This window comes from Cellulomonas sp. CW35 (assembly GCF_052378485.1).
GTDB classification, from domain to species: domain Bacteria; phylum Actinomycetota; class Actinomycetes; order Actinomycetales; family Cellulomonadaceae; genus Cellulomonas; species Cellulomonas uda.
On sequence record NZ_CP199000.1, the window covers coordinates 1,702,553 to 1,729,434 of the forward strand.

Genomic DNA, 26,882 nt, shown 5'->3' on the forward strand with positions numbered 1-26,882 from the left:
GTCGGCCCCACGCCGACGGACCACCGTCCGTCGGGCGTGACGTCAACGAACACGACAGGAAGTACAGCTGTGAGCAGTGTGACCCGTTCGCGCCGCCAGGTCCGCCTGAGCCGCGCCCTCGGCCTGGCCCTGACGCCCAAGGCCGTCAAGCACTTCGAGAAGCGCCCCTACCCGCCCGGTGAGCACGGCCGCGCGCGTCGCCGCACCGAGTCGGACTACGCGGTCCGTCTGCGTGAGAAGCAGCGTCTGCGCGCGCAGTACGCGCTCCGCGAGAAGCAGCTCGCGCGTGCGTACCAGGACGCCCGCAAGGCCCCGGGCCTGACCGGTGAGGCGCTCGTCGAGATCCTCGAGACGCGTCTCGACGCGCTCGTCCTGCGCTCGGGCTTCGCCCGCACGATCCTGCAGGCGCGCCAGGCCGTGACGCACCGTCACATCCTCGTCGACGGCAAGATCGTCGACCGCCCGTCGTTCCGCGTGAAGGTCGGCCAGACCATCCAGGTCAAGCCGAAGAGCCAGGCGACCACGCCGTTCCAGGTCGCCGCCGCGGGCGCGCACCGCGACGTGCTGCCGGCCGTCCCGGGCTACCTCGACGTCCAGCTCGAGAAGCTGTCGGCCGTCCTGGTCCGCGACCCGAAGCGCGCCGAGGTCCCCGTGACCTGCGAGGTCCAGCTCGTCGTCGAGTACTACGCCCGCTGACGCAGCTCGTACCACGTCACGGAGCCCCGTCGCGCGACCTGCGCGGCGGGGCTCCGTCGTGCTCCGCCGACGCGGACGCCCGGGTGCGTGCTCGCGCACGCCGCACGGGTAGGGTGCAACAGTCATCGAGGAAGGACGAGGGATGTCGGTCTCAGACGTCGCGGGGCTGGTCGCGGCCATCGCCTTCGTGCTGCTCGTGGGCCTGCTCGCGGTCCCGCTGCTGAAGCTGGGGCGTGTGCTGGACGAGACGCGCAGCTCGGTCAAGGAGCTCACGGACCACACGGTGCCGGTGCTCGACGAGGCGGCCCAGCTCGTCGCGTCCTCGAACGGCCAGCTCGACAACGTCGACAAGGTCACGACCGCCGCCGCGCAGGTGTCGCAGAACGTGTCGGCGCTCACCGCGCTGTTCGCGGCCACCGTCGGGGGCCCGATGGTCAAGGTCGCCGCCTTCTCGTACGGCGTGCGACGCGCGTTCGGCGGGTTCGCCGCCGGGGCGCGCAAGGTCCGCTGATGCGCCGGCTGTTCTGGGTCGGCGTCGGTGTCGCCGTCACCGTCGTCGTGATCCGCAAGGGCCGGGCGGTCGCCGAGGCGTACCTGCCGCAGGGCACGACCGAGGTCGTGGCGGGCGCGACGTCCCTCACGCGCGCGTTCGCGACCGCGCGCCACGAGTTCGCGGCCGGCATGGCGGAGCGTGAGACGCAGCTGCGCCGAGAGCTCGTCGGCGACGTGGACATCGACGAGGTCCGCGCCGGGGCCGGCCGGCGTGCCGCCGAGCTGCGCTCCGCGTGGGACGACGCGCGTGGCGGTGCCCGCCGTGGCCCGCAGCGCGAGCGGCGCGTGCCGCCCGGCTGGGCCGGACCACTCGACGACCCGGACGACGACGCCGACGCGTCGTTCTTCTGACCGGACCAGACCCCAAAGACCCCGGCCGCGCTCGTCGCGCGGCAGCACCCCCGGGCCGCCAGGCCCACCGTCACGACCCCGAGGACATCATGCGTACCGCCGAGATCCGCCAGCGTTGGCTCGACTTCTTCTCCGCCCGCGGCCACGCGGTCGTGCCGTCGGCCCCGCTCATCTCGCCCGACCCGTCGACATTGTTCGTGATCGCGGGCATGGTGCCGTTCATCCCGTACATGCTCGGGGAGCAGACGTCGCCGTGGCCGCGCGCCACCAGCGTGCAGAAGTGCGTGCGCACCCTCGACATCGAGGAGGTCGGCAAGACCACCCGGCACGGCACGTTCTTCCAGATGAACGGGAACTTCTCCTTCGGGGACTACTTCAAGGAGGGCGCGATCACGTACGCCTGGGAGCTCGTCACGGGCAGCCAGGCGGACGGCGGGTACGGCTTCGACCCCGACTCGATCTGGGTGACGGTCTTCCACGACGACGACGAGGCGGCTGCGCTGTGGAAGCGCATCGCCGGCCTGCCCGACGAGCGCATCCAGCGCCGTGGCATGAAGGACAACTTCTGGTCCACGGGTGCGCGCGGCCCGGCGGGCCCGTGCTCGGAGATCTACGTCGACCGCGGTCCGCAGTACGGCGCGGAGGGCGGCCCGGTCGTGGACGAGGACCGGTACCTCGAGATCTGGAACCTCGTGTTCATGCAGTACGAGCGGGACAACGGCGGCACCAAGGAGTCGTTCCCGATCCTCGGCGACCTCAAGCAGAAGAACATCGACACGGGCATGGGCCTGGAGCGCGTCGCGTACCTGCTGCAGGGCGTCGACAACCTGTACGAGATCGACCAGGTGCGTCCCGTCATCGACGGCGCGGTGCAGATGTCCGGCCGCCGCTACGGCGCCGACCACGACGACGACGTGCGCATGCGGGTCGTGGCCGACCACGTGCGCTCGGGGCTCATGCTCATGGGCGACGGCGTGACGCCGTCGAACGAGGGCCGGGGCTACGTGCTGCGCCGCCTGCTGCGCCGCTCGATCCGCGCGATGCGCCTGCTGGGCGTGGACGACCCGGCGCTGCCGGTCCTGCTCCCCATGAGCCGCGACGCGATGAGGGACTCCTACCCGGAGCTCGAGCGCGACTTCGACCGCATCAGCCAGGTCGCGTACGCGGAGGAGGAGGCGTTCCGCCGGACGCTCGCGGCGGGCACGACGATCCTCGACACCGCCGTCGCGGGCGCCAAGGCGAGCGCACCGGCCGAGACCGGCGCGCGTCCCGTGCTCTCGGGCGCCGACGCGTTCCAGCTGCACGACACGTACGGCTTCCCGATCGACCTCACGCTCGAGATGGCGGAGGAGCACGGCGTCGACGTCGATCGCGAGGCGTTCCGCACGCTCATGGCGGAGCAGCGCTCGCGCGCCCGCGCCGACGCGCTCGCCAAGCGCGCGGGGCACGCGAACCTCGCGGCGTACCAGGACCTGCACCAGACCCTCGCGTCGGAGACGGCCAAGCCCGTGACGTTCGTCGGGTACACCGACGCGCAGGCGCGCTCGACGGTCGTCGGGCTGCTCGTCGACGGCGTGCCCGCCCCCGCCGCGACGGCTCCCGCGGACGTCGAGGTGGTGCTGGACGTCACCCCGTTCTACGCGGAGGCCGGTGGCCAGCAGGCCGACCACGGCACGATCGTGCTGGACAACGGCGCGCGCATCGAGGTCGACGACGTGCAGGCGCCGCTCAAGGGCCTGTCGGTGCACCACGGTCGGCTCGTGGACGGCACGGTGACGCTCGGCGAGCCGGGTACCGCGTCGATCGACACCGGCCGGCGGCAGGCGATCGCTCGTGCGCACACCGCGACGCACCTGGTGCACAAGGCGCTGCACGAGTCGCTCGGCGAGTCCGCGACGCAGGCCGGCTCGCTGAACGCGCCCAGCCGGCTGCGCTTCGACTTCCGCTCGCCGTCCGCGACCCCGGCCGACGTCGTCGCCGAGATCGAGGCGCGCGTCAACGAGCGCCTGCAGGACGACCTCGAGGTCACCGACTCGATCAAGCCGATCGACGAGGCACGCGCGATGGGTGCGATGGCGCTGTTCGGCGAGAAGTACGGCAACGAGGTGCGGGTCGTGTCGATCGGCGGCGACTGGTCGCTCGAGCTCTGCGCGGGCACGCACGTGCGCCGGTCGGGCGAGCTGGGCCTGGTCACGCTGCTGTCGGAGTCCGCGATCGGCTCGGGTGTGCGGCGTGTCGACGCGCTCGTCGGCGCGGGCGCGTACGGCTACCAGGCCAAGGAGCGCGCGCTCGTCGGCCAGCTCTCGGGTCTGCTGGGCGCGCGGCCGGACGAGCTCGCGGAGCGCGTCTCCGGGCTCATGACCAAGCTCAAGGAGTCGGAGAAGGAGCTCGCCGCGCTGCGTCAGGCACAGGTCCTCGCGCTGGCCGGCTCGCTCGCCTCGGGCGCCGAGCAGGTCGGCGTGACGCGCGTGGTCGCGTACGACGCGGGGGAGCAGTCGCCCGACGACCTGCGCACCCTGGTGCTCGACGTGCGGTCGCGGCTCGGGGACTCGGCACCGAGCGTCGTCGCAGTCGGTGGCGTCGCCAAGGGCCGCCCGGTCGTCGTCGTCGCGACGAACGCCGCGGCGCGTGAGGCCGGCCTCCGGGCGGGTGCGCTCGTCCGCACGGCCTCGCAGGTCCTCGGTGGCGGCGGCGGCGGCAAGGACGACCTCGCGCAGGGCGGCGGCTCGGACGCCGACCGGCTCACCGACGCGCTCGCCGCGGTGCGGACCGCGGTCGCGTCCTGATGGCGTACGCGCCGTCCGGCGCCCCCGGGCACGGGACTCCCGGCCCGGGGACGCCGGACGACGTCGCGCACGACGCGCTCGCGCGGGGTCCGCGGCTCGCGGTGGACGTGGGTACCGTCCGGGTCGGCCTCGCGGCCAGCGACCCCGACGGGATGCTCGCGACGCCCGTGGAGACGCTCGCCCGCGACGGTCGCACCCGTCCGGGGCGGCTGCCGAAGGACCTCGCCCGGGTCGTGCGAGAGGCGCGCGAACGTTGTGCGAGGTGTGTGTACGTCGGGTTGCCACGCCACCTTTCGGGGGCGGAAAGCTCGTCCTCACACTCCGCGCGCGCGTACGCTGGCACACTGGCGCAGGCCGTCGCACCGATCGAGGTGCGGTTGGTCGATGAGCGGATGAGCACGGTGTCCGCGCATCAGGCGCTGTGGGCGTCCGGCCGATCCGGGCGCCGCCACCGCGACGTGGTCGACCAGGCCGCCGCGGTGGTGATCCTGCAGTACGCGTTGGACGCCGAGCGTGCGACGGGACGTCGTCCCGGAGAACGGGTCGAGGTGGACCCGTCGCTCGGCCCGACGGGTCAGGGGGCTGTGGGCGACGCGACGGACGACGGTGGAGCGACGCGGACGTGACGGGCAGCCAGACGCAGTGGTGGACGACGGACGGGGCTCCGCCCCGGGTCGCCACTCCCGCGCCCGACCCCGCGGCCGGCCCCGCGTCCGACCGCGCGTCCGACCGCGCGCCCGACCACGCGGCCCGGACGCAGCCGCCGTCGCGCCGGGACCGCCGCTCGGGCCGTGACCGGCAGGAGCGCGAGCGTCAGGAGGGGCGGCGCCGCACGCTCGTCGTGACGCTCGTCGTGCTCGCCCTGCTGGGCGGTGCCGGCTACGTCGTGGCCTCGCTGCTCGCGGGCGACGACGAGCCCGCCGGCACGCAGGCGGTGCGCAAGGTCTCCGACTTCTCGGGACCGGGCCACGGCTCGGTGCGGGTCACGATCGAGGCGGACTCCGGTGCGGCCGCGATCGGTGCGGCGCTCGTCGAGGCCGGTGTGGTCGCCGACGCGGACGTGTTCGCCGAGGTGTACACGTCGCAGGACGCGGGCGAGATCGCACCGGGTACCTACGAGCTCGCGCTCGAGATGAGCTCCGCCGACGCGGTCGCGGCGCTGCTCGACCCGGCGAGCAAGGCGTCCCTGACGGTGACGCTCCCCGAGGGGCTGGCGTCGTGGCAGATCCTGGCGAAGGTCTCCGAGAAGACGACCATCCCGCTCGCGGACCTGCAGGCGGCGGCCCAGGACCCGGAGGCCATCGGTCTGCCCCCGCAGGCGGGCGGCAAGGTCGAGGGGTGGCTCGCGGCCGGCACGTACGAGGTCCCGTCCGACGCCGGCGCGGCGAAGGTGCTCGGCCAGCTCGTCGCGCGCACCGTCAAGGACCTCACCGACCGCGGGGTCGACCCGGACGTGTGGCAGTCGGTGCTCACCAAGGCCTCGCTGGTCCAGCGGGAGATGACGGTGGACTCGACGCGTGCGACGTTCGCCCGGCTCATCGAGAACCGGCTCGAGAAGGAACGGCCGCTCGAGATCCCGGCGACGGTCTCCTACGGCGCGGGGACCACGTCCCCGCCGACCGAGGCGATGCGCGCCGACACCGGCAACCCTTACAACACGTACGTGAACCTCGGTCTGCCGCCGACGCCGATCGCGACGCCCGGCGCAGCCTCGCTCGACGCGGTGCTCGCGCCCGCCGACGGCGACTGGCTGTTCTGGACGATGGTCGACGCCGAGACGGGCGAGACGGTGTTCGCGGTGACGTACGACGAGTTCCAGGAGATGGTCGCGCAGATCGACGCCGCGAAGGACGAGTGAGACGACGAGCAGGACGACGGCCGTGACGTGGGCTCGCCCCCGTCCCGGACCGGCAGACCCGACCGTGCAGACGGCCGACGATGGGGAGAACCCGACGTGAGCGAGAGTCAGACCGAGTGGTGGGCCCCCGCACGCCCGGACGGCGGCGAGGCGCCGCAGGCTCGTGCCACGCGCCGCGACAGCCGTGACCGCCGCAAGCAGGCGCGCGTGCGCAAGGCGCGCCGGCGTCGCACGACATGGGTCGTGCTCGTCGTGCTCGTGCTCGTCGGCGGGGCGGGCTACCTCGTCTGGTCGATGCTCGGCGACATGCTGGGTGGCGACTCCAAGGTCGCGACGGCGACGGACTTCCCGGGCCCGGGACACGGCTCCGTGGAGATCCAGGTCAACCCCGGCGACTCGGGGCAGGCCATCGGCCAGACCCTGAAGGACGCGGGCGTGGTCGCCTCCGTGGGGGCGTTCGTCGATGCCTACGACTCGACGCCCGGTGCGACCGGCATCCAGCCCGGCACGTACTCGATGCTGCTCGAGATCCCTGCGGCGGACGCCGTGACGGCCCTGCTGAACCCCGCGACGCGCGTCGAGGAGAAGCTGGTCGTGCCCGAGGGCAGGCGCGCCTCGCAGATCCTCGCGCTGGTCGCCGACGCGCTCGGCACGTCGGTGGAGTCCGTCGAGAAGGTCGTCGGCGACGGGTCCGCGATCGGCCTGCCCGCGCAGGCGGACGGCGAGCTCGAGGGGTGGCTGTACCCCGCGACGTACGCGATCCAGCCCGACGACGACGCGGCCGGCGTCCTGACGGCGATGGTCACCAAGACCGTGCAGGTGCTCACCGACCTCGGGGTGCCCGAGGACCAGTGGGAGACCACGCTCATCAAGGCGTCCCTGGTGGAGCGTGAGGGCAAGCTCGACGACGACCGCCCCAAGATCGCACGGACGATCGAGAATCGCCTCGCGCAGGACTGGCGCCTCGACATCGACGCGGCCGTCGCGTACGGCGCGGGCGTCAAGGGGACCGAGCTGACGAAGGCCATGCTCGAGGACACCTCCAACCCGTACAACCTGCGCCGGCTCAAGGGTCTGCCGCCGACGCCGATCGCGTCGCCGGGGAAGGCGTCCATCAGCGCCGTCATGCACCCGGCCGAGGGCGACTGGATGTACTGGTGCACGGTGAACCTCGAGACCGGCGAGACGTGGTTCAGCGTGACCGAGGCCGAGCACGGGCAGTGCGTCGCGGCGATGAACGAGTGGCTCGCCGAGAACCCGCAGTGAGCACGACGCAGGTCGTCCGACGCCGCGCCGCCGTCCTGGGGCACCCCGTCGGTCACTCGTTGTCGCCCACGCTGCACCGGGCCGCGTACGCGGCCCTCGGCCTCGACGACTGGACCTACGAGGCGTGCGACGTCACGGAGACGCAGCTCGAGGGGTTCGTCGCAGGGCTGTCCGACGAGTGGGCCGGACTCAGCCTGACGATGCCGCTCAAGCAGACGGTTATCCCGTTGCTCGACCACGTGGAGCCGCTCGCACAGGTCGTCGGGGCCGTGAACACCGTGCTGCTGCAAGGCACCGGTCCGGGCCGGTCGCTCGTCGGCGCGAACACCGACGTGCACGGGCTGGTCGCCGCGCTGCGCGAGGGGCTCGTCCCGGGGACCGCGGTGCGGGACGCCGTCGTGCTCGGTGCCGGCGCGACCGCCTCGTCGACCCTTGCCGCGCTCGCCGAGCTGGGCTGCACCACCCCGCGTGTGCTCGTCCGCTCGGTCGCGCGTGCCGGCGCGGTGCTGCGCGCGGCGCACCGCATGGGCGTCGAGCCGGTCCTGCGTCCGCTCGACGACGCGCCCGCCCTCGGGCTCGCCGCGGACGTCGTCGTCTCCACGCTCCCGCCGCGCGCGGCGGACGCGATCGCCGAGCGCCTCGACCGAGCGCCCCGCGGGGTGCTGCTCGACGTCGCGTACGACCCGCGACCCACGGCCCTGCACGCGCGGTGGGTGACGCTCGGTGGCGTCGCGGTGGGCGGCGAGCGGATGCTGCTGCACCAGGCCGCCGAGCAGGTCCGTCTCATGACCGGGCACCCGGGCCCCGTCGCGGCGATGGACCGCGCCCTGCGGTCCGCGTTGGAGATCACCCCCGCGGGGTGATGGCACGCCATGGGCCGCGCGCCGACGATGGCGACCGTCGGGGTTGGACCGACATGGACCGGCACGGAGGCCGCGATGACGACGTTCACGGCGTGGAAGTTCGAGACCGACGACGGCGCGGCCAAGGCCGTCGTCGCGCTCGAGGCGGCGCAGACCGACGGCCTGGTGACGCTCGTCGACCACGCCGTGATCAGCTGGCCGCAGGGTGAGCAGCGCCCCGAGCTGCACCACGCGCGGGACGACACGAAGCGCGGCACGGCGTGGGTGCGTTCTGGGGTCTGCTGTTCGGCGGGCTGTTCTTCGCCCCGCTGCTCGGCGTCGCGGTCGGCGCGGGAGTGGGTGCCGTCGCGAAGTCGGTCGCGGGGGTCGGCATCCCGGAGGAGGACCTGGAGAGCATCCGCTCCCAGCTCACCGAGGGGACGTCGTTGCTGTGCGCCGTGACCGAGGGCGCGGACATGGACCGCCTCGGCGAACGGCTGCGGGACGTGGTCGTGGTCGTGCTCTCGTGCGGTGCCCCGAGTGGGATTCGAACCCACACTGGATCGGGTTTGAGCCGAACGCCTCTGCCGGTTGGGCTATCGGGGCCGGTCGCCAGCATATCGGCGCATGTCCTCGACCCGGACGGCGCCCGGCCGCGCGTGAACGGTGTCACACGGCGCGCGCGCGGTGCGAGCGGACCGCGGGCCATTACGCTGTGTCCGTGACCAAGGACGCCAGCACCGACCCCGCCCAGGCGAGCTCCGACGCCGTGGACCTCCCCGACACGGGCTCCGCGAGCGCGCCGACGGGCGCGCGCCCGGCGCGGCGTGCCGTCGTCGCCGAGGACGAGGCGCTCATCCGCATGGACGTCGTCGAGACGCTGCGCGACGGTGGGTTCGACGTCGTGGGTGAGGCCGGGGACGGCGAGCAGGCGGTCGCGCTCGCGACCGAGCTGAAGCCGGACGTCGTCGTGATGGACGTCAAGATGCCGGTCCTCGACGGGATCTCCGCGGCCGAGCGGATCGCCAAGGAGCACGTGGCCCCCGTGGTGCTGCTCACGGCGTTCTCGCAGACGGAGCTCGTCGAGCGGGCGCGCGACGCCGGCGCGATGGCGTACGTGGTCAAGCCCTTCAGCCCGGCCGACCTGCTTCCCGCGGTCGAGATCGCGATCTCCCGGTACGCGCAGATCAGCGCGCTCGAGTCCGAGGTCGCCGACTTGGCGGAGCGGTTCGAGACCCGCAAGCGCGTGGACCGGGCCAAGGGCCTGCTCATGACGAAGATGGGGCTGACGGAGCCGGAGTCGTTCCGGTGGATCCAGAAGACCTCGATGGACCGGCGCCTGACGATGCGCGAGGTGGCCGACGCGGTCATCGAGCAGGTCGGCGGCGCCTGACTCCCCGCACTCCACGACGTCCCCGTCGCGACGGCTCCGGCCGGCCGCGGCGGGGACGTCGTCGTCAGGGGGCCGGGGGCCCGAGGCGCACGTCGACGACGAGCGCGCGGTGGTCGGACAGGCCGGTGTCCACGCTGCGGCCGGGGCCGGTCGGGTGGACGTCGCCCTCGGCGAGGACGTGGTCGATCTGTGCGGTGGGGGCGTGCACCGGGTAGGTCGGTGCGTCCGCGAGCGAGCGCAGGCCGGTCGCGGCCCGCGCGGTCGCGGGGCCGACGTTGAGGTCGCCCAGGACGACGAGCGGGCGCGGCAGGTCCGCGAGCTCACGCGCGAGGTGCCGCGCCTGGACCGTGTTCTGCCCCGCGAGGAACGACAGGTGCACGCACGCGACGGTCAGCGGCCCGTCCGGCGTGTCCAGCACCCCGACGAGAGCGGCGCGCGGGTGGTCGTGGTGCGGGCGCGGAAGCCTGCCGGGGCGTCGGGTCCAGGTCACGCCCGGGCGCCGGGGGAGCCGCACCGTGCGCCAGTCGAGCACGGGGAAGCGGGACACCAACGCCACCCCGTACGCGGCACCCCGCGGCGCCGCCTCGTCGCGCGGCTCGCGCCACAGACCCACCGGGCCACGCAGGGTGACGGCCAGTCGCGCGTCGCGGGCGCCGCCGGCCTGCGCGGCGACAGCGGTGAGGTCCGCTCGGCCGGAACGCAGCTGACGGTGGTCGACCTCCTGGAGCGCCAGCACGTCGGCGTCGAGGTCGCGGACCGCGCGGGCGAACCGCGCGACGTCGACGCGGCGGTCGTCGGCCGTCCGGCCGTGCTGGACGTTGAAGGTCGCGAGTCGCACGGGTCGATTCTGCTCGGCGGCGGGCCGGCGCGCGCGGCACGCGGCGTCTTCCGTGGCGAGATCGGCCGTCTCGCCTCGCGGGCAGGGCCGTTCGAGTGATCCGTTTCATCACGACTTGGCAACGAAGCGGTGCGCGATCTTGGCGGACACATTCCGGATACAAACCATGGTTACCGTCGCGTCACGTTGTACGGGAACCGGACTCCACCGGCATCCCGGACGCACCCCTCACGGAGAGGTTGGAACGCCCATGGTTCGTTCTCATCACGCGATGAGGGCCGCGGCCCTCGCCGGCGCAGTCGCCCTGGCCCTGACCGCATGCGGGTCGGACGGCGGCTCGGACGACGAGACGCCCGGCGCCGCCGGCACGTCCGCCGCGCCGACCGGCGGTGGCGGCGACGGCGAGCTCGTCATCGGCACGCTGCTGCCGCAGACCGGTTCGCTCGCCTACCTCGGCCCGCCCGAGATCGCGGGTGTCGACCTCGCGGTGCAGGAGATCAACGAGAACGGCGGCGTCAACGGCAAGGACGTGGTCGTGCACCACGCCGACTCCTCGGACGCCGACCACGGTGACGTCGCTCCGCAGTCGTGGACCGACCTGCAGTCGAAGGGCGTGCAGGCCGTCATCGGCGCCGCGTCCTCGTCCGTCACGCAGCTCGTCGTCGACGACATCACCAACGCGAAGGTCGTCATGGTCTCGCCGGCGAACACGGCGACGAGCCTGTCGGGGTACAGCGACTTCTACTTCCGCACCGCGCCGCCGGACACGGTCCAGGGCTCGGCGCTCGGCAACCTCATCCTCGACGACGGCGTGACGAGCCTCGGGATCCTCGTCTTCAACGAGGAGTACGGCACGTCGCTGCGCGACGTGGTGAAGTCGACGGTGGAGGCCGCCGGCGCGACCGTCACGTACGGCAACAAGGACGAGGAGTTCGACCCGACGTCGTCCTCGTTCGCCGACCCGGTCGCGGGCGTCATGACGTCGAACAACGGCGGCGCGCCCGAGGCGATCGCGATCATCGCGTTCGAGCAGACCAAGTCGATCGTCCCCGAGCTCGTCGCGGCGGGCTACGAGGGTCGCATCTACATGGTCGACGGCAACACGGCCGACTACTCGAAGGACTTCGAGGCCGGCACGCTCGCCGCGTGGACGTCGCAGGGCACGATCCCCGGGTCGTACCCGAACGACGACTTCAAGGCGCGCATGCTCGAGGTCGACCCCGACCTGACGGACTACGCGTACGGCCCCGAGTCGTACGACGCGGCGATCCTCGTCGCCCTCGCGGCGCTCAAGGGCGGCGGCGTCGACGGCGCGACGATCCAGGAGAACATGGCGGCCGTGTCCGGCGCCGACGGCGGCACGAAGTGCACCGGTTGGAAGGAGTGCGCCGACCTGGTGACCGCGGGTGAGGACATCGACTACGAGGCGGTCTCGGGCGCCGGTCCGTTCAACGAGGACAACGACCCGTCGTCGGCGTTCATCGGGATCTACGGCTACAACGACGACAACACGATCACGTGGAAGAAGGCCGTGGAGGGCTCCGTCGAGGGCTGACCCTCGTCGAGCCGACCTGCGCCGGCCCCGGCGGTCACCGCGACCGTCGGGGCCGGCGCACGTCCGGCCCGCTCCGGGCGCGGCACGGGTCCGGAACCGGCCACGCCTCACGGGTGCTGGTGGGCGGCGCGCCAGGACGACGAGGGCCCGACCCCTGGGGGATCGGGCCCTCGTCGTCAGGGCGTGCTCAGTCGGCGGGCTTGTCCTTGGCCGCGGCCTCGACGTCCGTCGCGAGCGTGCCCAGGTACAGCTCGATGACCTTCGGGTCGTGCATGAGCTCCCGCCCGGGGCCCGAGTAGGCGTTGCGGCCCTGGTCCAGCACGTACGCCCGGTCGCAGATCTGCAGGCAGCGCCGCGCGTTCTGCTCGACGATGACGATCGAGACGCCCGCCTTGTTGATCTTGCGGGTGCGCAGGAACGCCTCGTCCTGGCGCACGGGGGAGAGCCCGGCCGAGGGCTCGTCGAGAAGCAGCACGGACGGCTCCATCATGAGCGCGCGGCCCATCGCGACCATCTGGCGCTCACCCCCGGACAGCGAGCCCGCACGCTGCCGTCGGCGCTCGCCGAGCGCGGGGAAGATGTCGGTGACGAACGCGAAGCGCTCGGCGAACCGCTTGTGGTCCTGGAAGATGCCCATCTGCAGGTTCTCCTCGATCGTCAGCGAGGGGAACACGTTGTTGGTCTGCGGCACGAACCCGACGCCGCGTCGCACGAGCTTGTCGGCCCGCAGGTTCGTGATCGTGTCGCCGCCGAGCGTCACGCTGCCCTGGCGGATCGGCACGAGGCCGAACAGGGCCTTGAGCAGCGTCGACTTGCCGGCGCCGTTCGGCCCGATGATGCCGACGAGCTCGCCCGGGTGCAGGACGAGGTTGCAGCCGTTGAGGATGTCGACGCCCGGCAGGTACCCCGCGTACAGGTCGCGTGCGTCGAGCAGCGGCTCGCCGTCGGGTGCACCGCGGTGCACGTCCCGTGCCGTGGTCTGGGTGGTCACTGCGTCGCCTCCTCGGCCTCGGCCTCTGCCTCGTACTGCTCGACGACGTCGTCCGCGAGGAGCGAGTCGTCGCCCAGGTCCGTGTCGTGGTGCGCCCCGAGGTAGGCGTCGACGACGGCCTGGTCCTGCATGATCGTCTCGGGCGGGCCCTCGGCGACTGTGCGCCCCTCGGCCATGACGACGACCCAGTCCGAGATGTGCCGCACCATGTGCATGTCGTGCTCGACGAACAGGACGGTCATGCCCTCGTCGCGCAGCGCCTGGATGTGGCCCAGCAGGGACTGCGTGAGCGCGGGGTTCACGCCGGCCATCGGCTCGTCGAGCATGACCATCGTGGGACGCGTCATGAGCGCGCGCGCCATCTCGAGGAGCTTGCGCTGCCCACCCGAGAGGCTCCCGGCGAAGTCGTCGGCCTTGCCGTCGAGCTTGAACCGCTCGAGCAGCTCGCGCGCCCGCTCCGTGACCTCGGCCTCCTGCGCCCGCCACAGCCACGGCAGCAGCGACCCGAAGATGTTCTCGCCCCGCTGACCGGTCGCGCCGAGCCGCATGTTGTCCATGACGGTCATGCGGGACAGCGCCTTGGTGAGCTGGAACGTGCGCACCATGCCCGCGCCGGCCATCCGGGCGGCGGGCTTGCCCTGCGCCGGGCGCCCCTCGAACGTCCACTGGCCGGCGTCGGCGCGGTCGAACCCGGTCAGCAGGTTGAACAGCGTCGTCTTGCCCGCACCGTTCGGACCGATGAGCGCGGTGATGGCGCCGCGCTGGACCTCCAGGTGCTCGACGTCGACGGCGTTGATGCCGCCGAACGTCCGGCGCACGTCCGACGCGACGATGATCGGGTCGGGCTTGGGGGCGCCGGGGACGCGGGGGACCGAGGCGAGCTCGCGGGCGATGCGCTCGCGCGGGACGACCGCGCGGGCCTCGGCGCCGGGGGTGTCGGGAGTCTCAGCGGACATCGATCGCCAGCTCCTTCTTGTCGCCGAGGATGCCTTGCGGCCGGAAGATCACGAGCAGCATCAGCGTGAGCCCGACGAGCATCCAGGAGAAGGCCTCGGACTGCGTGCTCGAGATGAACGACAGGTCCAGGTCGCGCAGCACGCTCTTGACCAGCATGAACACGGTCCACATGAGGACCGACCCGAGCACGGGGCCGAACACCGTCGCGGCGCCGCCCAGCAGCAGGATCGTCCAGATGTTGAAGGTCATGGTGCGGCCCATCGAGTCGGCCTGCACGGCCGTGGGCAGCGTGTAGAAGATGCCCGCGACCGCGCCGCCGACGCCGCCCAGCACGAGCGCCTGCATCTTGTAGCCGTAGACGTTCTTGCCCAGCGCGCGCACCGCGTCCTCGTCCTCGCGCACGCCCTTGAGCACGCGGCCCCAGGGCGAGCGCATCCACCGCCAGACGAGCAGGCAGCCGATCGCGACCGCGGCCCATGCCGCGACGCGCAGCCACCACGACCCCGAGGTGCAGTTGGGGTAGGTCCACAGCCAGATCGTCGTCGTCCCGTCGGGGAACGGGCACAGCGCCTCGAAGGACTTCTTGAAGCCGTCCCCGCCCGAGAGACCGGAGTTGCCGCCGGTGAGCTCGGTCAGCGAGGTCGAGCGGCTGACGATGCGGACGATCTCCGCGGCGGCGATGGTGACGATCGACAGGTAGTCGCCGCGCAGCTTGAGCGTCGGGATGCCGAGCACGATGCCGAACATGACCGCGGAGGCGATCGCGGCGAGCACCGACGCCCAGAACGGCCACCCGGCGATCGCGGTGATGGCGTAGGAGTACGCACCGAGCAGCACGAACCCGGCCTGCCCGAAGTTGAGCAGTCCCGTCATGCCGAAGTGCACGTTGAGGCCGATCGCGGCGAGCGCGTAGGCCGCGGTCGCGGGGGCGAACGCCTCGCCCGCGACGTTGGTGAGGATCCGGGTCCAGTCCATGGTGTCCCTCCTGGCCTCAGCCGATCCGGTCCCGGCGGCCCAGGATGCCCTGGGGCCGCACGAGCAGGACGACGATGAGGATGAGCAGCGCTCCTGCGTACTTCATGTCGGACGGGATGACGAGGCTCGACATCTCGGCGACGACGCCGATGACGATCGACCCGGCGAGCGCACCCCACGCCGTGCCGAGCCCGCCGAGGGTGACCGCGGCGAACATCAGGAGCAGGACGGTGCCGCCCATGTTCCAGGCGGTCGACTGGAAGTACAGACCGGTCAGCACGCCACCGAGGGCCGCGAGGCCCGCGGCGCCGGTCCAGACGATCCGGATGACGCGCTCGACACCGATGCCCGACGCGGCGGCCAGGGCCGGGTTGTCGGACACCGCGCGCGTCGCGCGGCCGGTGCGGCTGTACAGGAGGAACGCGGCGACGCCCGCGAGGACGACGACCGCGATCCCGGCGGACACGATCGCCTGCTGCGTGAGGGACACGGGCCCGATCGAGACCCGCGTGGGGTTCGTGGTGTCGATGCGCAGCCGGCCGCCACCGAGCAGGAACTGGAACAGGTACTGCAGCACCATCGACAGGCCGATCGTGACGATCATCTGCTGCGTCAGGCCGATGCGCTTGCGCCGCAGCGGTCGCCAGATCCCGGCGTCCTGCAGCCAGCCCGACGCGGCGCCGAGCAGGGTCGCGAGCACCGCCGCGAGCCACAGGTCGAGCCCGACCGTCTGGACGAAGAAGTAGGCGAGGATCGCCCCGAGCGTGACCTGCTCGCCGTGCGCGAAGCTGCTCAGCCCGGTGGTGCCGTAGATGAGGGAGAGCCCGACCGAGGCGAGCGCGAGCAGCAGACCGAACACGAGACCGTTCGCGAGCTGCTGGGCGACGCGCTTGCCCGTCACGCCGCCGCCGGCGGTGCTGCTGCCGCTCGTCGGACCCGGACTGTCGTCCGGTGCGGTGCTCGCGCCGGACGTGGGCGAGGTCGTCGCGCCGCCGGTGGGCTCACCGAGCGCGAACAGCGCGCGCGACTGCGAGTTGAGCAGCACCTTGACGGTCCGGGAGGTCACCGACGGGTCGCGCAGCGTCTCGCCCTCGGGCAGGGTCGCGGGGTCGATCGAGACGGTGTAGTCCCCGGCGGTCGTGACGGGCACGGACCACGTGCCGTCCGCCCCGGTGGTCACCTCGACGCTCTCGCCGCCGCCCTCGACCGTGAGGACCACGCCGACCGCCGGCTCCCCGGCCGCGGTCTTGATCGTCCCCAGGACGCAGCCTGTGGTCGCGTCGGGCGTGCAGGGCGCCGCGGTGGCCGCGGACGCCGGACCGGCGTGCACGACCAGGGCCAGGAAGGCCACCAGCGCGAGCACGAGCGTGCCTGCCGCGCGTCTGGTGCGCCTCGAGATCGCGTGCCGTGCCGTGCCCGGTGCTCGTCCTGGATGGGCGAGAGCGCTCACCTAGGACCTCCGTCCTGTACTCGCAACACCGCCCGGGGGGTCAGGCGGTCGTCCTGCGTGGTGCAAGGTGCTGGTGGTACGGGGTGGTACTGCGTGCTGGTTCTGCGGGGTGCAGCGGTGCCTCGAGCCGCGCCGGGCGCGAGGCGCGGCCGACGTTAGGCACTGATTGTGTCGATCTCGTTTCGCGTTGCCCAGAGGACGGGCGCGTGTCGCACGATCGGACGCGTCCGATGCGCGCAGAACCTCCTGCGGGAGCGGGCGACCGGACGTCCGGAACGTCCCGGAGCCCCGGCTCGGAACGGTCACAGCGCCGGGTCCGGGACTAGGCACGGCGGCCCGATGTGGTCCATGATCGACGTCGGCGCCGTCGTGGGCAGCGGGGCGTGCCGGAGTCCGGATCCCCCTCGTCCGCCGGAGGTGCTCGAAACCGTGCGTCCTGGAGTGCAAGCGCGCGCTGCCCGGCCCGCCGACCTCGACGACCTCGTGCACCTGTGCCTCGAGGCCCGCAAGGAGGCGGGGACCGGCGCCCAGCTCTGCACCGACGACACCGAGCGCCTGCGCCGCCAGCTCGGCGCGCTCCTCGGGGTCGAGGGCGGGATGGTCCTCGTCGGGACGATCGACGAGCAGCCCGCAGGGCTCCTGCTCGGGCGGCTCGTCGGACCGAGCCTGTTCCAGGACGGCACGTCGCTGGCGCTCGAGGCGATCTACGTGGTCGGCACGGCGCGCCGGCGCGGGCTCGGCCACGCGATGCTCGCGCACGCGGTCTCGCTCGCGGACCAGAACGGCGCCGCCGAGGTCTACGCGGCGCCGCTTCCCGGCGCGCGCGGCATGCAGCGCTTCCTGGCCCGGCTGGGGTTCGCCCCCGCCGCGGCGTTCCGGGTCGCCGGTACGGCCGCGCTCCAGCGCCGCCTGCAGCACGACGGCGCGGCGGCGGTGCCCGCGCGCCGGCCTGCTCCCCGAGGGCTCGAGGACCTCATCGCGCGCCGCCGGCAGGCACGCGCCGCCCGGCAGCCGGCCGAGGCCGAGCAGTCCGCGGCGCTGGGCCTGCGCATCGACCGTTCCGCCGCGTTGCGCCGTCCCTCGGCGACGCCCGGCCGGGGCTGGTGACCCGAGCGGCACCGCGTCAGCCGCTCCGGTGCCGCGCCGACGCGAGGCCGGCCCGCGCAGTGCTCAGCGCGCGTCGAGGACCATGCACGTGAGGCGTGCGGTGCACAGCCGTCGCCCCTCGTCGTCGTCGACCACGACCTCGTAGGTCGCCAGCGTCCGGCCCAGGTGCACCGCACGGGCCGTGCCCGTGACGGTCCCGCTCCGGGCGGAGCGGTGGTGCGTCGCGTTCAGCTCGATGCCCACCGCGACCCGCCCCGGTCCGGCGTGCGCGACCGCGGCGTACGAGCCGAGCGTCTCGGCGAGCGCGGCGGTCGCCCCGCCGTGCAGCAGGCCGAACGGCTGCGTGTTGCCGGCGACGGGCATCGTCGCGACCGCGTGCTCGGCGCTGACCTCGCGCACCACGATCCCGAGCCGCTCGATCAGGGTCCCGCGTTCGTCGACCAGCGCCTCGGGGACACCGCTGCGGCCGCTGCCGGGGACGGGGTCCGCGTGGGGGTGTGCGGCGGGCGCGGGCTCGGGCGTGTCGGTCATGGCAGATAGGTTGGCACCCGTGAGCGAGGGACAGCGGGACGTGGACCGGGAAGTCGGGCCGGGAGTCGGGCGGGACGTGGACCAGGACGGTCGTGGCGGGCAGCGGCAGGAGCCTGCGCGGCTCCTGCTGATCGACGGCCACTCGATGGCGTACCGCGCGTTCTTCGCGCTCCCGGTCGAGAACTTCGCGACGTCGTCGGGCCAGCCGACGAACGCGGTGTTCGGCTTCACCTCGATGCTCGCCAACCTGCTGCGCGACGAGCAGCCGACGCACGTCGCGGTCGCGTTCGACCTCGGGCGCACGACCTTCCGCACCGAGCAGTACGAGGCGTACAAGGGGACGCGGGACGCGACGCCCGAGCCGTTCCGGGGCCAGGTGGACGTGATCCGCCGCGTGCTGGAGCCGCTGCACATCCCCGTGCTCACCAAGGAGCGGTTCGAGGCCGACGACGTGCTCGCGACCCTCGCGACGCAGGCGACGGCGCAGGGCATGCACGTGCTCATCTGCACGGGCGACCGCGACGCGTTCCAGCTGGTGCGCGACGACGTGACCGTGCTCTACCCGGTGCGTGGGGTCTCCGAGCTCGCCCGGATGACGCCGGAGGCCGTCGCCGCCAAGTACGGCGTGCCGCCGGAGCGGTACAGCGACCTCGCGGCGCTCGTCGGCGAGACGTCCGACAACCTGCCGGGTGTGCCGGGCGTCGGTCCCAAGACCGCCGCGAAGTGGCTCACGCAGTACGACGGGCTCGAGGGCGTCGTCGCCGCGGCGGACCGGATCACGGGCAAGGCGGGGGAGTCGCTGCGCGCGAACCTCGCGCAGGTCCGGCTGAACCGGCATCTCAACCAGCTCGTCACCGACCTCGAGCTGCCGATGGGCCCGGAGGACCTCGAGGCGCGGCCCTGGGACCGGCAGGCGCTGCACTCGATCCTGGACGAGCTCGAGTTCCGCACGCTGCGCGACCGCCTGTTCGCGATGCTGCCCGACGAGTCGAGCACGTCCGCGGTGGCCGTGGCGGCGGCGGCGCTCGAGCTGGCCGAGCTCGCCGACGGGGCGCTCGAGGGCTGGCTCGCGGAGCGTTCGGACGCGGTGCTGGGCCTGGACGTGCGCGGCTCGGGCGCACCCGCGGGTGGGGACGCGTGGGGTGTGGCGATCGCCGACGCCGAGGGTCGCGCGGCCGTCGTGGACCTGGCCGAGGTGTCGCCCGCCGACGAGCACGCGCTCGCCGCGTGGCTGGCCGACGAGGCGCGCGGCAAGGCGGTGCACGGCGCGAAGGTCGCGGCGCACGCGCTGCGCGGCCGCGGCCTGACGCTCGCGGGCGTGCGCTCGGACACCGAGCTCGCGGCGTACCTGTGCCAGCCCGACCGCCGCGCGTACGACCTGCCCGACCTCGCGATCGGCTACCTGCACCGCGAGCTCGGCGAGGACGACGCCGCGACGGGTGGCCAGGGAGCGCTCGACCTGGAGCTCGACGGCACGGGGGAGGACCGCCGGGCCGCGGTCCGGGCCGCGGCGGTCCGGGACCTGGCCGACGTGCTCGAGTCGGAGGTGGAGGACCGCGGCGCGGCGCACCTGCTGCGGGACGTCGAGCTGCCGCTGCAGGCCGTGCTCGTGCGGATGGAGGGCACGGGCATCGCGGTCGACGCGGATTGGCTGCACCACCTGGAGCGCGAGTTCGACGGCCAGGTGACGCGCGCCGCGCAGGAGGCGTACGCGGTGATCGGGCGCGAGGTGAACCTCGGCTCGCCGAAGCAGCTGCAGGAGGTGCTGTTCGACCAGCTGCAGATGCCGAAGACCAAGCGCATCAAGACCGGCTACACGACGGACGCCGCGGCGCTCACGGACCTGTTCGCGCGCACGCAGCACCCGTTCCTCGAGCACCTGCTCGCGCACCGCGACGCGATCCGCCTGCGCCAGACGGTCGAGGGTCTGCAGCGCTCGGTCGCTCCCGACGGCCGCATCCACACGACGTTCCAGCAGACGATCGCGGCGACGGGGCGGCTGTCCTCGACGGACCCCAACCTGCAGAACATCCCGATCCGCACCGAGGCCGGCCGGCAGATCCGCCGGGCGTTCGTCGTCGGGGACGGGTTCGAGACGCTCCTCACCGCGGACTACTCGCAGATCGAGATGCGGATCATGGCGCACCTGTCGGGCGACGAGGGCCTGATCGAGGCGTTCCGCTCGGGGGAGGACCTGCACAGCTACGTCGGCTCGCGCGTGTTCGGCGTGCCCACCGACGAGGTCACGGCCGCGCAGCGCTCGAAGATCAAGGCGATGTCCTACGGGCTCGCGTACGGGCTCTCGTCGTACGGCCTGTCGCAGCAGCTCTCGATCGAGGTGTCCGAGGCCGCCGAGCTCATGAAGGACTACTTCGCGCGGTTCGGCGGGGTGCGCGAGTACCTCACGGGCGTCGTGGACACGGCACGGGCGACGGGGTACACGGCGACGGTCCTCGACCGGCGGCGGTACCTGCCGGACCTCACGAGCGACAACCGACAGCGCCGCGAGGCGGCCGAGCGGATGGCGCTCAACGCCCCGATCCAGGGCAGTGCCGCGGACCTCATCAAGCTCGCGATGCTCGGGGTCGACGCCGAGCTGCGACGTCGGCGGCTGGACTCGCGCATGCTCCTGCAGGTGCACGACGAGCTGGTCCTGGAGGTCGCCGCCGGCGAGCAGGACGAGGTCGAGGCGCTCGTGCGGGAGCAGATGGCGGCAGCCGACTCGGCCCTCCCGGACGGCCGGCTCGACGTCCCGCTGGACGTGAGCGTCGGCGTGGGGTCGAGCTGGCACGAGGCAGGCCACTGACGCACGTCAGGCGGCGGGGCCGGCACGCACCAGGACGACTGTTTCGACCGGCTGGTGTTGCATTTCGGTGAATTGTCGGGTGTGTCTCTCGATGTGACGCCGTGTCGTGGGTCACACTCATGGCCGGCGGCAATGGTGCCGTTCGCCCGTTCGGGAGGAGACGCGCGTGTCAGAGATGATCGACGAACCACCCCAGACCCCGTACCAGGTGGTCCAGGACAGCCCCGACTTCCAGGCGTTGCGCAGCCGGTTCCGCCGCTTCGTCTTCCCCATGACCGCACTGTTCCTGGTCTGGTACTTCGTGTACGTCCTGCTCGCGGACTACGCGCACGACTTCATGGCCACCAAGGCGTGGGGGAACATCACCGTCGGGCTGCTGTTCGGCCTCGGGCAGTTCGTGTCCACGTTCGCGATCACCATGATCTACGCGCGGTGGGCCAACGACCGGCAGGACCCGGTCGCCGAGGAGCTGCGCGCGAAGATCGAGGACGGCGAGCTCGGGTCGGGTGAGGTGGCATGAGCGCGCTCGTCGGATCGGCGACCCTGGCGGCGGAGTCGAAGACGGTCGGTGAGCCGGTCGTCAACATCGGGATCTTCGCGCTGTTCGTGCTCGTGACGCTCGTCATCGTGTTCCGGGCGTCGCGCAACAACAAGACCGCCGCGGACTACTACGCGGCGGGGCGGTCCTTCACCGGCCCGCAGAACGGGACCGCGATCGCGGGCGACTACCTGTCCGCGGCGTCCTTCCTCGGCATCTGCGGCGCCATCGCGCTCAACGGGTACGACGGCTTCCTGTACTCGATCGGGTTCCTCGTCGCGTGGCTCGTGGCGCTCCTGCTCGTCGCCGAGCTGCTGCGCAACACCGGCCGCTTCACGATGGCGGACGTCCTGTCCTTCCGGCTGAAGCAGCGGCCCGTGCGCATGGCGGCGGCGCTGTCGACGCTCGCGGTGGTGTTCTTCTACCTGCTCGCGCAGATGGCGGGCGCCGGCGGCCTCGTGGCGCTCCTGCTGGGCATCGAGGGAGTGGCCGCGCAGGGCGTCGTCATCGCGGTCGTCGGCGCGCTCATGATCCTGTACGTCCTGGTCGGCGGGATGAAGGGCACCACGTGGGTGCAGATCATCAAGGCCGTCCTGCTGATCGTCGGCGCGGGCGTGATGACGCTGTGGGTGCTCGCGCGGTTCGGGTTCAGCCTGTCGGAGGTCATGCAGGGCGCGGTCGACGCGGCGGGCGAGGGCGGTGAGGCGCTGCTCGGCCCGGGCAAGCAGTACGGCGCGAGCGCGACCAGCCAGCTCAACTTCCTGTCGCTCGCCCTGGCCCTCGTGCTGGGCACCGCGGGTCTGCCGCACGTGCTGATGCGCTTCTACACGGTGCCCTCCGCCAAGGAGGCCCGGCGCTCGGTGGTGTGGGCCATCTGGCTGATCGGCATCTTCTACCTGTTCACGCTGGTGCTCGGCTACGGCGCGGGTGCGCTCGTCGGCCCGGAGGCGATCAAGGCGGCGCCGGGCGGCGTGAACTCGGCCGCGCCGCTGCTCGCGTTCGAGCTGGGCGGGACCGTCCTCCTGGGCGTGATCTCGGCGGTCGCGTTCGCGACGATCCTCGCGGTCGTCGCGGGCCTCACGATCACCGCCGCGACCTCGTTCGCGCACGACATCTACGCGAACGTCATCAAGCGCGGTCAGGTGCGTCCGGACGGCGAGGTGCGCGTCGCGCGCATGACGGTCGTCGCGATCGGGATCCTGGCGATCGTGGGCGGGATCTTCGCCAACGGTCAGAACGTCGCGTTCCTCGTCGCGCTCGCGTTCGCGGTCGCAGCCAGCGCGAACCTCCCGACGATCCTGTACTCGCTGTTCTGGAAGCGGTTCAACACGTCGGGTGCGCTGTGGAGCATGTACGGGGGTCTGATCTCGTGCATCGTGCTCATCACGTTCTCGCCCGTCGTCTCGGGCAAGGTCGACCCGGTGACGGGCGACAGCCTGTCGATGATCAAGGACACGTCGGTCGACTTCCACGTGATCCCGCTCGAGAACCCCGGGCTCATCTCGATCCCGCTCGCGTTCGTGCTCGGCATCGTCGGCACGTACCTGTCGAAGGAGAAGCCGCACCCCGAGAAGTTCGCGGAGATGGAGGTGCGCTCGCTCACCGGTGCCGGCGCGGAGAAGGCCACCGTGCACTGAGCTGTGCCACGTGACGACGGGCGGCCCGCGAGCCGGGCCGCCCGTCGTCACGCCCCCTGCGGGGTCAGGGGCGGTGCGTCACGAAGATCGCGGTACCGGGCAGCAGCGCGCCCCGGACCGGGCCCCAGCCGCCCCACGTGCGGTCGTGCCCCGCGGGCCACTCGGGCTCGACCACCCGGTCCAGCGCCAGGCCCGCGCCGACGACGTCCGCGACGTGGTCGCCGAGCGTGCGGTGGTACTCGGCGTACAGCACGGCCCCCGACGCGCCGAGCTCCACGTACGGGCGCCGGTCGAAGTAGGAGCGGATCGCCGTCAGGCCCTCGGGGTCGTCGGGGAACGCCCACCGCAGCGGGTGCGTCACCGCGAACACCCACCGCCCGCCCGGGCGCAGCACCCGGGCGGCCTCGACGTGCACGGCGCGCGCGTCCGGGACGAACGGGATGGCGCCGAACGCGGTGAACGCGACGTCCACGCACGCGTCCGGCAACGGCAGCCGACGCGCGTCGGCGACCACCGCGGGCACCCGCACGCCGGCCGCCTCGTCGTACCGGCGGCCGGCGGCGAGCATCGAGCGCGAGACGTCGGTCGCGAGCACCGAGGCGCCCTGCGCGGCGAGCCAGCGGCTGCACTGCGCGGCGCCCGCCCCGATCTCGAGGACGCGCGTCGCGGGCGTGATCTCGCCGAGCAGCCGGGCGTCGGCCTCGCGCAGCCCTTCGGGGCACCAGACGAAGTCGGCCGGCCCGAGGAACGCGCCGTGCTCGTCGAGGTACTCGTCGGCGTTCGCGTCCCACCAGCGGCGCCCCGCGGACCCGTCGTCCGCGACGTGGCGGAACGCCACCTCCGCGAGCTCGTCCGGGCGGTCGTCGTCGTGCGCGGCGGAGGGCATGCCACCAGTGTCGCCGACGTCCCTGGGACGGAAGGTCTGCGCTCCTCGCGCCGCGCGCCGTTAGGCTGACGTGCACACGGACGCCCGACGACGCGCGGACCGCTGTTCCCCCACCTGTTGTCGACGAAGGAGCGCACGCGTGCGAGTCGGTCTGCTCACCGGAGGTGGCGACGTCCCGGGGCTGAACGCAGCCATCCGGGCCGTGGTCAAGCGAGGCGAGGGGGAGTACGGCCACCAGATCGTCGGCTTCCGCAACGGGTGGCGCGGCGTCGTCGACGGCGACGTCCAGCCCCTCACGCGCAAGGACATCCGCAACGTCCTGCCCGTGGGCGGCACGCTGCTGGGTACCGCGCGGTTCCACCCGCACGCGTCCGACGGCGGGATCGACGCCGTGCTCGCGACTCTCGAGGCCGAGCGCCTCGAGGCGCTCATCTGCATCGGGGGCGACGGGACCCTGCACGCCGCGAGCAAGATGGCGGAGGCGGGTGTGAACATCGTCGCGATCCCCAAGACCATCGACAACGACGTGTGGGGCACGGACCAGTCCATCGGCTTCGACACGGCCGTGACGGTCGCGACCGACGCGGTGGACCGCATCCACACCACCGCGGAGAGCCACAACCGCGTCATGATCGTCGAGGTCATGGGCCGGCACGCCGGGTGGATCGCGACGACCGCGGGCATCGCCGGTGGTGCGGAGATCGTGCTGGCGCCCGAGGCGCCGTTCGACATCGAGCGCATCGAGCGGTTCCTCAAGCACCGGCACCGCGCGCACGCGAGCTTCTCGATCATCGTCGTCGCGGAGGGTGCGGTCCCGGCCGAGGGCACGGCGATGCACTACGAGACCCAGGTCGGCAAGTTCGGCGAGATCGTCGCCGGCGCGATCGGCGAGCGGCTCAAGGCCGAGATCGAGCAGCGCACGGGGTTCGACACGCGCGTGACCGTGCTGGGCCACGTGCAGCGTGGCGGAACGCCGACGCCGACCGACCGGATCCTCGGCAGCCGGTTCGGCGTCGCGGCGATCGACGCGGTGTCCCAGGGGCGCTCGAACGTCATGACCGCGCTGCGCGGCGACCGGGTCGAGCTCGTGCCCCTCGAGGAGGTCGCGGGCAAGGTCAAGCACGTGCCCGCGGAGCTGCTCGCGGTGGCCAGCGCGCTCGCCTGACCTCCCCGGGGACGCTTTGACCGGTCCCGCCATCCACCGATAGGGTGGACGGCGGTGCCGCGCGCCTTCTTCTCGCGAGCCCGCGTGATCTCCCGTTCGTCGGGAGCCGCGACGGGCCGTCGGGGGCCTCGAGAACACATCCACGTGATCCCGTCGTCGAGACGTGCCCGCCGTCCACGTCCGAACTACTTCCTGTCCGCATCGGAGCCCACCACTACATGAGCATCTCCACCCCCGCGAAGTCCGGCACGCCGCAGGTCGCGATCAACGACATCGGCACGGCCGAGGACCTCCTCGCCGCGATCGACGCCACCATCAAGTACTTCAACGACGGCGACATCGTCGAGGGCGTCGTCGTCAAGGTCGACCGTGACGAGGTCCTGCTGGACATCGGTTACAAGACCGAGGGCGTCATCCCCTCCCGTGAGCTGTCCATCAAGCACGACGTGGACCCCGGCGAGGTCGTCAAGGTCGGCGACGAGGTCGAGGCCCTGGTCCTCCAGAAGGAGGACAAGGAAGGCCGGCTGATCCTGTCCAAGAAGCGGGCGCAGTACGAGCGCGCGTGGGGCACGATCGAGAAGATCAAGGAGGAGGACGGCGTCGTCACCGGCACCGTCATCGAGGTCGTCAAGGGCGGCCTCATCCTCGACATCGGTCTGCGCGGCTTCCTTCCCGCGTCGCTCGTCGAGATGCGTCGTGTCCGCGACCTCGGCCCCTACGTGGGCAAGGAGATCGAGGCCAAGATCATCGAGCTCGACAAGAACCGCAACAACGTGGTCCTGTCGCGCCGCGCGTGGCTCGAGCAGACGCAGTCCGAGGTCCGCTCCACCTTCCTGCAGACGCTGCAGAAGGGCCAGGTGCGCCCCGGTGTCGTCTCCTCGATCGTCAACTTCGGTGCGTTCGTCGACCTGGGTGGCGTGGACGGCCTCGTGCACGTCTCCGAGCTGTCCTGGAAGCACATCGACCACCCGTCCGAGGTCGTCGAGGTCGGCCAGGAGGTCACGGTCGAGGTCCTCGACGTCGACTTCGACCGCGAGCGTGTCTCCCTGTCGCTGAAGGCGACGCAGGAGGACCCGTGGCAGGCCTTCGCCCGGACGCACGCCATCGGCCAGGTCGTCCCCGGCAAGGTCACCAAGCTCGTCCCGTTCGGCGCGTTCGTGCGCGTCGAGGACGGCATCGAGGGCCTCGTGCACATCTCGGAGCTGGCCGTGCGCCACGTCGAGATCCCGGAGCAGGTCGTGCAGGTCGGCGACGACGTGTTCGTCAAGGTCATCGACATCGACCTCGAGCGTCGCCGCATCTCGCTGTCGCTGAAGCAGGCGAACGAGGGCTTCGACCCCGAGTCGGAGGACTTCGACCCCGCGCTGTACGGCATGGCGGCGGAGTACGACGAGCAGGGCAACTACAAGTACCCGGAGGGCTTCGACCCGACGACGAACGAGTGGCTCGAGGGCTTCGAGACGCAGCGCGAGGCGTGGGAGGCCCAGTACGCGGCCGCGCACGAGCGCTGGGAGGCGCACCGCAAGCAGGTCGCGGACGCGCAGAAGGCCGACGCCGAGGCGCAGACGCCCGAGGGCAGCAGCGCTCCTGCGCCGTCGACCTACTCGTCGTCGACCGACGAGGCCACGGGGACGCTCGCGTCCGACGAGGCGCTCGCCGCTCTGCGCGAGAAGCTCACCGGCAACTGAGCAGCTGAACGCAC

23 protein-coding genes, 1 tRNA gene and 1 pseudogene are annotated in these 26,882 nt (G+C 72.6%); 17 read left to right on the plus strand and 8 right to left on the minus strand.

Annotated features, from left to right (window positions below):
• Positions 1 to 69: 69 nt before the first annotated feature.
• From rpsD to ACT17Q_RS07875, 9 genes and pseudogenes are all read left to right on the plus strand, one after another.
• Positions 70 to 696 carry a 30S ribosomal protein S4 gene (gene rpsD, locus ACT17Q_RS07835; protein ID WP_094180098.1) on the plus strand — a complete coding sequence of 209 codons (627 nt, stop codon included), beginning with the start codon at positions 70 to 72 and terminating at the stop codon, positions 694 to 696.
• A gap of 142 nt (positions 697 to 838) precedes the next feature.
• Complete coding sequence (locus ACT17Q_RS07840) at positions 839 to 1,207, plus strand: DUF948 domain-containing protein (RefSeq protein WP_094180097.1); 369 nt, start codon at positions 839 to 841, stop codon at positions 1,205 to 1,207.
• Positions 1,207 to 1,599 (plus strand): hypothetical protein, encoded by a 393-nt coding sequence (locus tag ACT17Q_RS07845; protein ID WP_444665301.1) that lies wholly within the window; start codon positions 1,207 to 1,209, stop codon positions 1,597 to 1,599. The genes ACT17Q_RS07840 and ACT17Q_RS07845 overlap by 1 nt, the downstream gene beginning before the upstream one ends.
• An 89-nt stretch (positions 1,600 to 1,688) precedes the next feature.
• A complete protein-coding gene (gene alaS, locus ACT17Q_RS07850; RefSeq protein WP_444665302.1) occupies positions 1,689 to 4,385 on the plus strand; it encodes an alanine--tRNA ligase in 2,697 nt (898 codons plus the stop codon).
• On the plus strand, positions 4,385 to 5,011 hold the full coding sequence (gene ruvX, locus ACT17Q_RS07855; RefSeq protein WP_141322107.1) for a Holliday junction resolvase RuvX: 627 nt from the start codon (positions 4,385 to 4,387) through the stop codon (positions 5,009 to 5,011). Before alaS ends, ruvX begins: the two co-directional genes overlap by 1 nt.
• The gene (gene mltG / locus ACT17Q_RS07860; RefSeq protein ID WP_444665303.1) at positions 5,008 to 6,243 is read left to right on the plus strand and encodes an endolytic transglycosylase MltG; all 1,236 of its coding nucleotides are present in this window, start codon (positions 5,008 to 5,010) and stop codon (positions 6,241 to 6,243) included. Before ruvX ends, mltG (ACT17Q_RS07860) begins: the two co-directional genes overlap by 4 nt.
• Positions 6,244 to 6,339: 96 nt before the next feature.
• Positions 6,340 to 7,509 (plus strand): endolytic transglycosylase MltG, encoded by a 1,170-nt coding sequence (mltG, locus tag ACT17Q_RS07865; protein WP_444665304.1) that lies wholly within the window; start codon positions 6,340 to 6,342, stop codon positions 7,507 to 7,509.
• Positions 7,506 to 8,372 (plus strand): shikimate dehydrogenase, encoded by an 867-nt coding sequence (locus ACT17Q_RS07870; RefSeq protein WP_444665305.1) that lies wholly within the window; start codon positions 7,506 to 7,508, stop codon positions 8,370 to 8,372. The genes mltG (ACT17Q_RS07865) and ACT17Q_RS07870 overlap by 4 nt, the downstream gene beginning before the upstream one ends.
• A gap of 260 nt (positions 8,373 to 8,632) precedes the next feature.
• Positions 8,633 to 8,815 (plus strand): annotated as a pseudogene (locus ACT17Q_RS07875) (DUF1269 domain-containing protein); the annotation flags it as partial.
• A gap of 68 nt (positions 8,816 to 8,883) precedes the next feature.
• Here the strand turns inward: ACT17Q_RS07875 and ACT17Q_RS07880 are convergent.
• Positions 8,884 to 8,957, minus strand: a tRNA-Leu gene (locus tag ACT17Q_RS07880).
• A gap of 163 nt (positions 8,958 to 9,120) precedes the next feature.
• Here ACT17Q_RS07880 and ACT17Q_RS07885 point away from each other — a divergent pair.
• The gene (locus tag ACT17Q_RS07885; protein ID WP_232514760.1) at positions 9,121 to 9,744 is read left to right on the plus strand and encodes an ANTAR domain-containing response regulator; all 624 of its coding nucleotides are present in this window, start codon (positions 9,121 to 9,123) and stop codon (positions 9,742 to 9,744) included.
• Between the two features lie 64 nt (positions 9,745 to 9,808).
• Here ACT17Q_RS07885 and ACT17Q_RS07890 read toward each other — a convergent pair whose 3' ends face one another.
• A complete protein-coding gene (locus ACT17Q_RS07890; protein ID WP_444665306.1) occupies positions 9,809 to 10,582 on the minus strand; it encodes an endonuclease/exonuclease/phosphatase family protein in 774 nt (257 codons plus the stop codon).
• 250 nt (positions 10,583 to 10,832) lie between these two features.
• Here ACT17Q_RS07890 and ACT17Q_RS07895 point away from each other — a divergent pair, with 250 nt between their 5' ends.
• Positions 10,833 to 12,137 carry an ABC transporter substrate-binding protein gene (locus ACT17Q_RS07895; RefSeq protein WP_094180089.1) on the plus strand — a complete coding sequence of 435 codons (1,305 nt, stop codon included), beginning with the start codon at positions 10,833 to 10,835 and terminating at the stop codon, positions 12,135 to 12,137.
• A gap of 187 nt (positions 12,138 to 12,324) precedes the next feature.
• Here the strand turns inward: ACT17Q_RS07895 and ACT17Q_RS07900 are convergent, their stop codons facing one another.
• Genes ACT17Q_RS07900 through ACT17Q_RS07915 form a run of 4 tightly spaced genes read right to left on the minus strand, consistent with a single transcriptional unit; the run spans position 12,325 to position 16,510 of the window.
• A complete protein-coding gene (locus tag ACT17Q_RS07900) occupies positions 12,325 to 13,101 on the minus strand; it encodes an ABC transporter ATP-binding protein (RefSeq protein ID WP_369826337.1) in 777 nt (258 codons plus the stop codon).
• 23 nt (positions 13,102 to 13,124) lie between these two features.
• Positions 13,125 to 14,084 (minus strand): ABC transporter ATP-binding protein, encoded by a 960-nt coding sequence (locus ACT17Q_RS07905; RefSeq protein ID WP_444665307.1) that lies wholly within the window; start codon positions 14,082 to 14,084, stop codon positions 13,125 to 13,127.
• Positions 14,074 to 15,060: a branched-chain amino acid ABC transporter permease gene (locus ACT17Q_RS07910; protein WP_444665308.1), complete on the minus strand. Its 987-nt coding sequence runs from the start codon at positions 15,058 to 15,060 to the stop codon at positions 14,074 to 14,076. The genes ACT17Q_RS07905 and ACT17Q_RS07910 overlap by 11 nt, the downstream gene beginning before the upstream one ends.
• Positions 15,061 to 15,076: 16 nt before the next feature.
• The gene (locus tag ACT17Q_RS07915) at positions 15,077 to 16,510 is read right to left on the minus strand and encodes a branched-chain amino acid ABC transporter permease (RefSeq protein WP_444665309.1); all 1,434 of its coding nucleotides are present in this window, start codon (positions 16,508 to 16,510) and stop codon (positions 15,077 to 15,079) included.
• Between the two features lie 429 nt (positions 16,511 to 16,939).
• Here ACT17Q_RS07915 and ACT17Q_RS07920 point away from each other — a divergent pair, with 429 nt between their 5' ends.
• Positions 16,940 to 17,617, plus strand: coding sequence for a GNAT family N-acetyltransferase (locus ACT17Q_RS07920; protein ID WP_094180085.1), 678 nt, complete (start codon positions 16,940 to 16,942; stop codon positions 17,615 to 17,617).
• Positions 17,618 to 17,680: 63 nt separating this feature from the next.
• Here the strand turns inward: ACT17Q_RS07920 and ACT17Q_RS07925 are convergent, their stop codons facing one another.
• On the minus strand, positions 17,681 to 18,148 hold the full coding sequence (locus tag ACT17Q_RS07925) for a hotdog fold thioesterase (protein WP_094180084.1): 468 nt from the start codon (positions 18,146 to 18,148) through the stop codon (positions 17,681 to 17,683).
• 145 nt (positions 18,149 to 18,293) lie between these two features.
• On the opposite strand from ACT17Q_RS07925, the gene polA reads away from it, so the two are divergent.
• The 3 genes from polA (at position 18,294) to ACT17Q_RS07940 (ending at position 23,129) form a co-directional block, all read left to right on the plus strand.
• Entirely contained in the window at positions 18,294 to 20,954 is a 2,661-nt protein-coding gene (polA, locus tag ACT17Q_RS07930; RefSeq protein WP_444665373.1) for a DNA polymerase I, read from the plus strand.
• Positions 20,955 to 21,129: 175 nt separating this feature from the next.
• Positions 21,130 to 21,474 carry a DUF485 domain-containing protein gene (locus ACT17Q_RS07935; protein ID WP_444665374.1) on the plus strand — a complete coding sequence of 115 codons (345 nt, stop codon included), beginning with the start codon at positions 21,130 to 21,132 and terminating at the stop codon, positions 21,472 to 21,474.
• A complete protein-coding gene (locus tag ACT17Q_RS07940) occupies positions 21,471 to 23,129 on the plus strand; it encodes a solute symporter family protein (RefSeq protein WP_094180081.1) in 1,659 nt (552 codons plus the stop codon). Before ACT17Q_RS07935 ends, ACT17Q_RS07940 begins: the two co-directional genes overlap by 4 nt.
• Before the next feature lie 64 nt (positions 23,130 to 23,193).
• On the opposite strand, the gene ACT17Q_RS07945 is transcribed toward ACT17Q_RS07940, so the two are convergent.
• Positions 23,194 to 24,015, minus strand: a complete 822-nt coding sequence (locus ACT17Q_RS07945) for a class I SAM-dependent methyltransferase (RefSeq protein WP_444665310.1) — start codon at positions 24,013 to 24,015, stop codon at positions 23,194 to 23,196.
• A gap of 139 nt (positions 24,016 to 24,154) precedes the next feature.
• On the opposite strand from ACT17Q_RS07945, the gene ACT17Q_RS07950 reads away from it, so the two are divergent.
• The gene (locus ACT17Q_RS07950; RefSeq protein WP_094180079.1) at positions 24,155 to 25,180 is read left to right on the plus strand and encodes a 6-phosphofructokinase; all 1,026 of its coding nucleotides are present in this window, start codon (positions 24,155 to 24,157) and stop codon (positions 25,178 to 25,180) included.
• 218 nt (positions 25,181 to 25,398) lie between these two features.
• Complete coding sequence (gene rpsA / locus ACT17Q_RS07955; RefSeq protein ID WP_094180078.1) at positions 25,399 to 26,868, plus strand: 30S ribosomal protein S1; 1,470 nt, start codon at positions 25,399 to 25,401, stop codon at positions 26,866 to 26,868.
• Positions 26,869 to 26,882: the final 14 nt, after the last annotated feature.

What these genes read in the sequence shown, in the direction of transcription:
- ACT17Q_RS07840 (WP_094180097.1), top strand. Translation starts at nt 839, where the DNA reads ATGTCGGTCTCAGACGTCGCGGGGCTGGTCGCGGCCATCGCCTTCGTG.
- ACT17Q_RS07845 (WP_444665301.1), top strand. Translation starts at nt 1,207, where the DNA reads ATGCGCCGGCTGTTCTGGGTCGGCGTCGGTGTCGCCGTCACCGTCGTC.
- alaS (WP_444665302.1), top strand. Translation starts at nt 1,689, where the DNA reads ATGCGTACCGCCGAGATCCGCCAGCGTTGGCTCGACTTCTTCTCCGCC.
- ruvX (WP_141322107.1), top strand. Translation starts at nt 4,385, where the DNA reads ATGGCGTACGCGCCGTCCGGCGCCCCCGGGCACGGGACTCCCGGCCCG.
- ACT17Q_RS07895 (WP_094180089.1), top strand. Translation starts at nt 10,833, where the DNA reads ATGGTTCGTTCTCATCACGCGATGAGGGCCGCGGCCCTCGCCGGCGCA.
- ACT17Q_RS07905 (WP_444665307.1), bottom strand. Translation starts at nt 14,084, where the DNA reads ATGTCCGCTGAGACTCCCGACACCCCCGGCGCCGAGGCCCGCGCGGTC.
- ACT17Q_RS07910 (WP_444665308.1), bottom strand. Translation starts at nt 15,060, where the DNA reads ATGGACTGGACCCGGATCCTCACCAACGTCGCGGGCGAGGCGTTCGCC.
- ACT17Q_RS07925 (WP_094180084.1), bottom strand. Translation starts at nt 18,148, where the DNA reads ATGACCGACACGCCCGAGCCCGCGCCCGCCGCACACCCCCACGCGGAC.
- polA (WP_444665373.1), top strand. Translation starts at nt 18,294, where the DNA reads ATGGCGTACCGCGCGTTCTTCGCGCTCCCGGTCGAGAACTTCGCGACG.
- ACT17Q_RS07935 (WP_444665374.1), top strand. Translation starts at nt 21,130, where the DNA reads ATGATCGACGAACCACCCCAGACCCCGTACCAGGTGGTCCAGGACAGC.
- ACT17Q_RS07940 (WP_094180081.1), top strand. Translation starts at nt 21,471, where the DNA reads ATGAGCGCGCTCGTCGGATCGGCGACCCTGGCGGCGGAGTCGAAGACG.
- ACT17Q_RS07945 (WP_444665310.1), bottom strand. Translation starts at nt 24,015, where the DNA reads ATGCCCTCCGCCGCGCACGACGACGACCGCCCGGACGAGCTCGCGGAG.
- rpsA (WP_094180078.1), top strand. Translation starts at nt 25,399, where the DNA reads ATGAGCATCTCCACCCCCGCGAAGTCCGGCACGCCGCAGGTCGCGATC.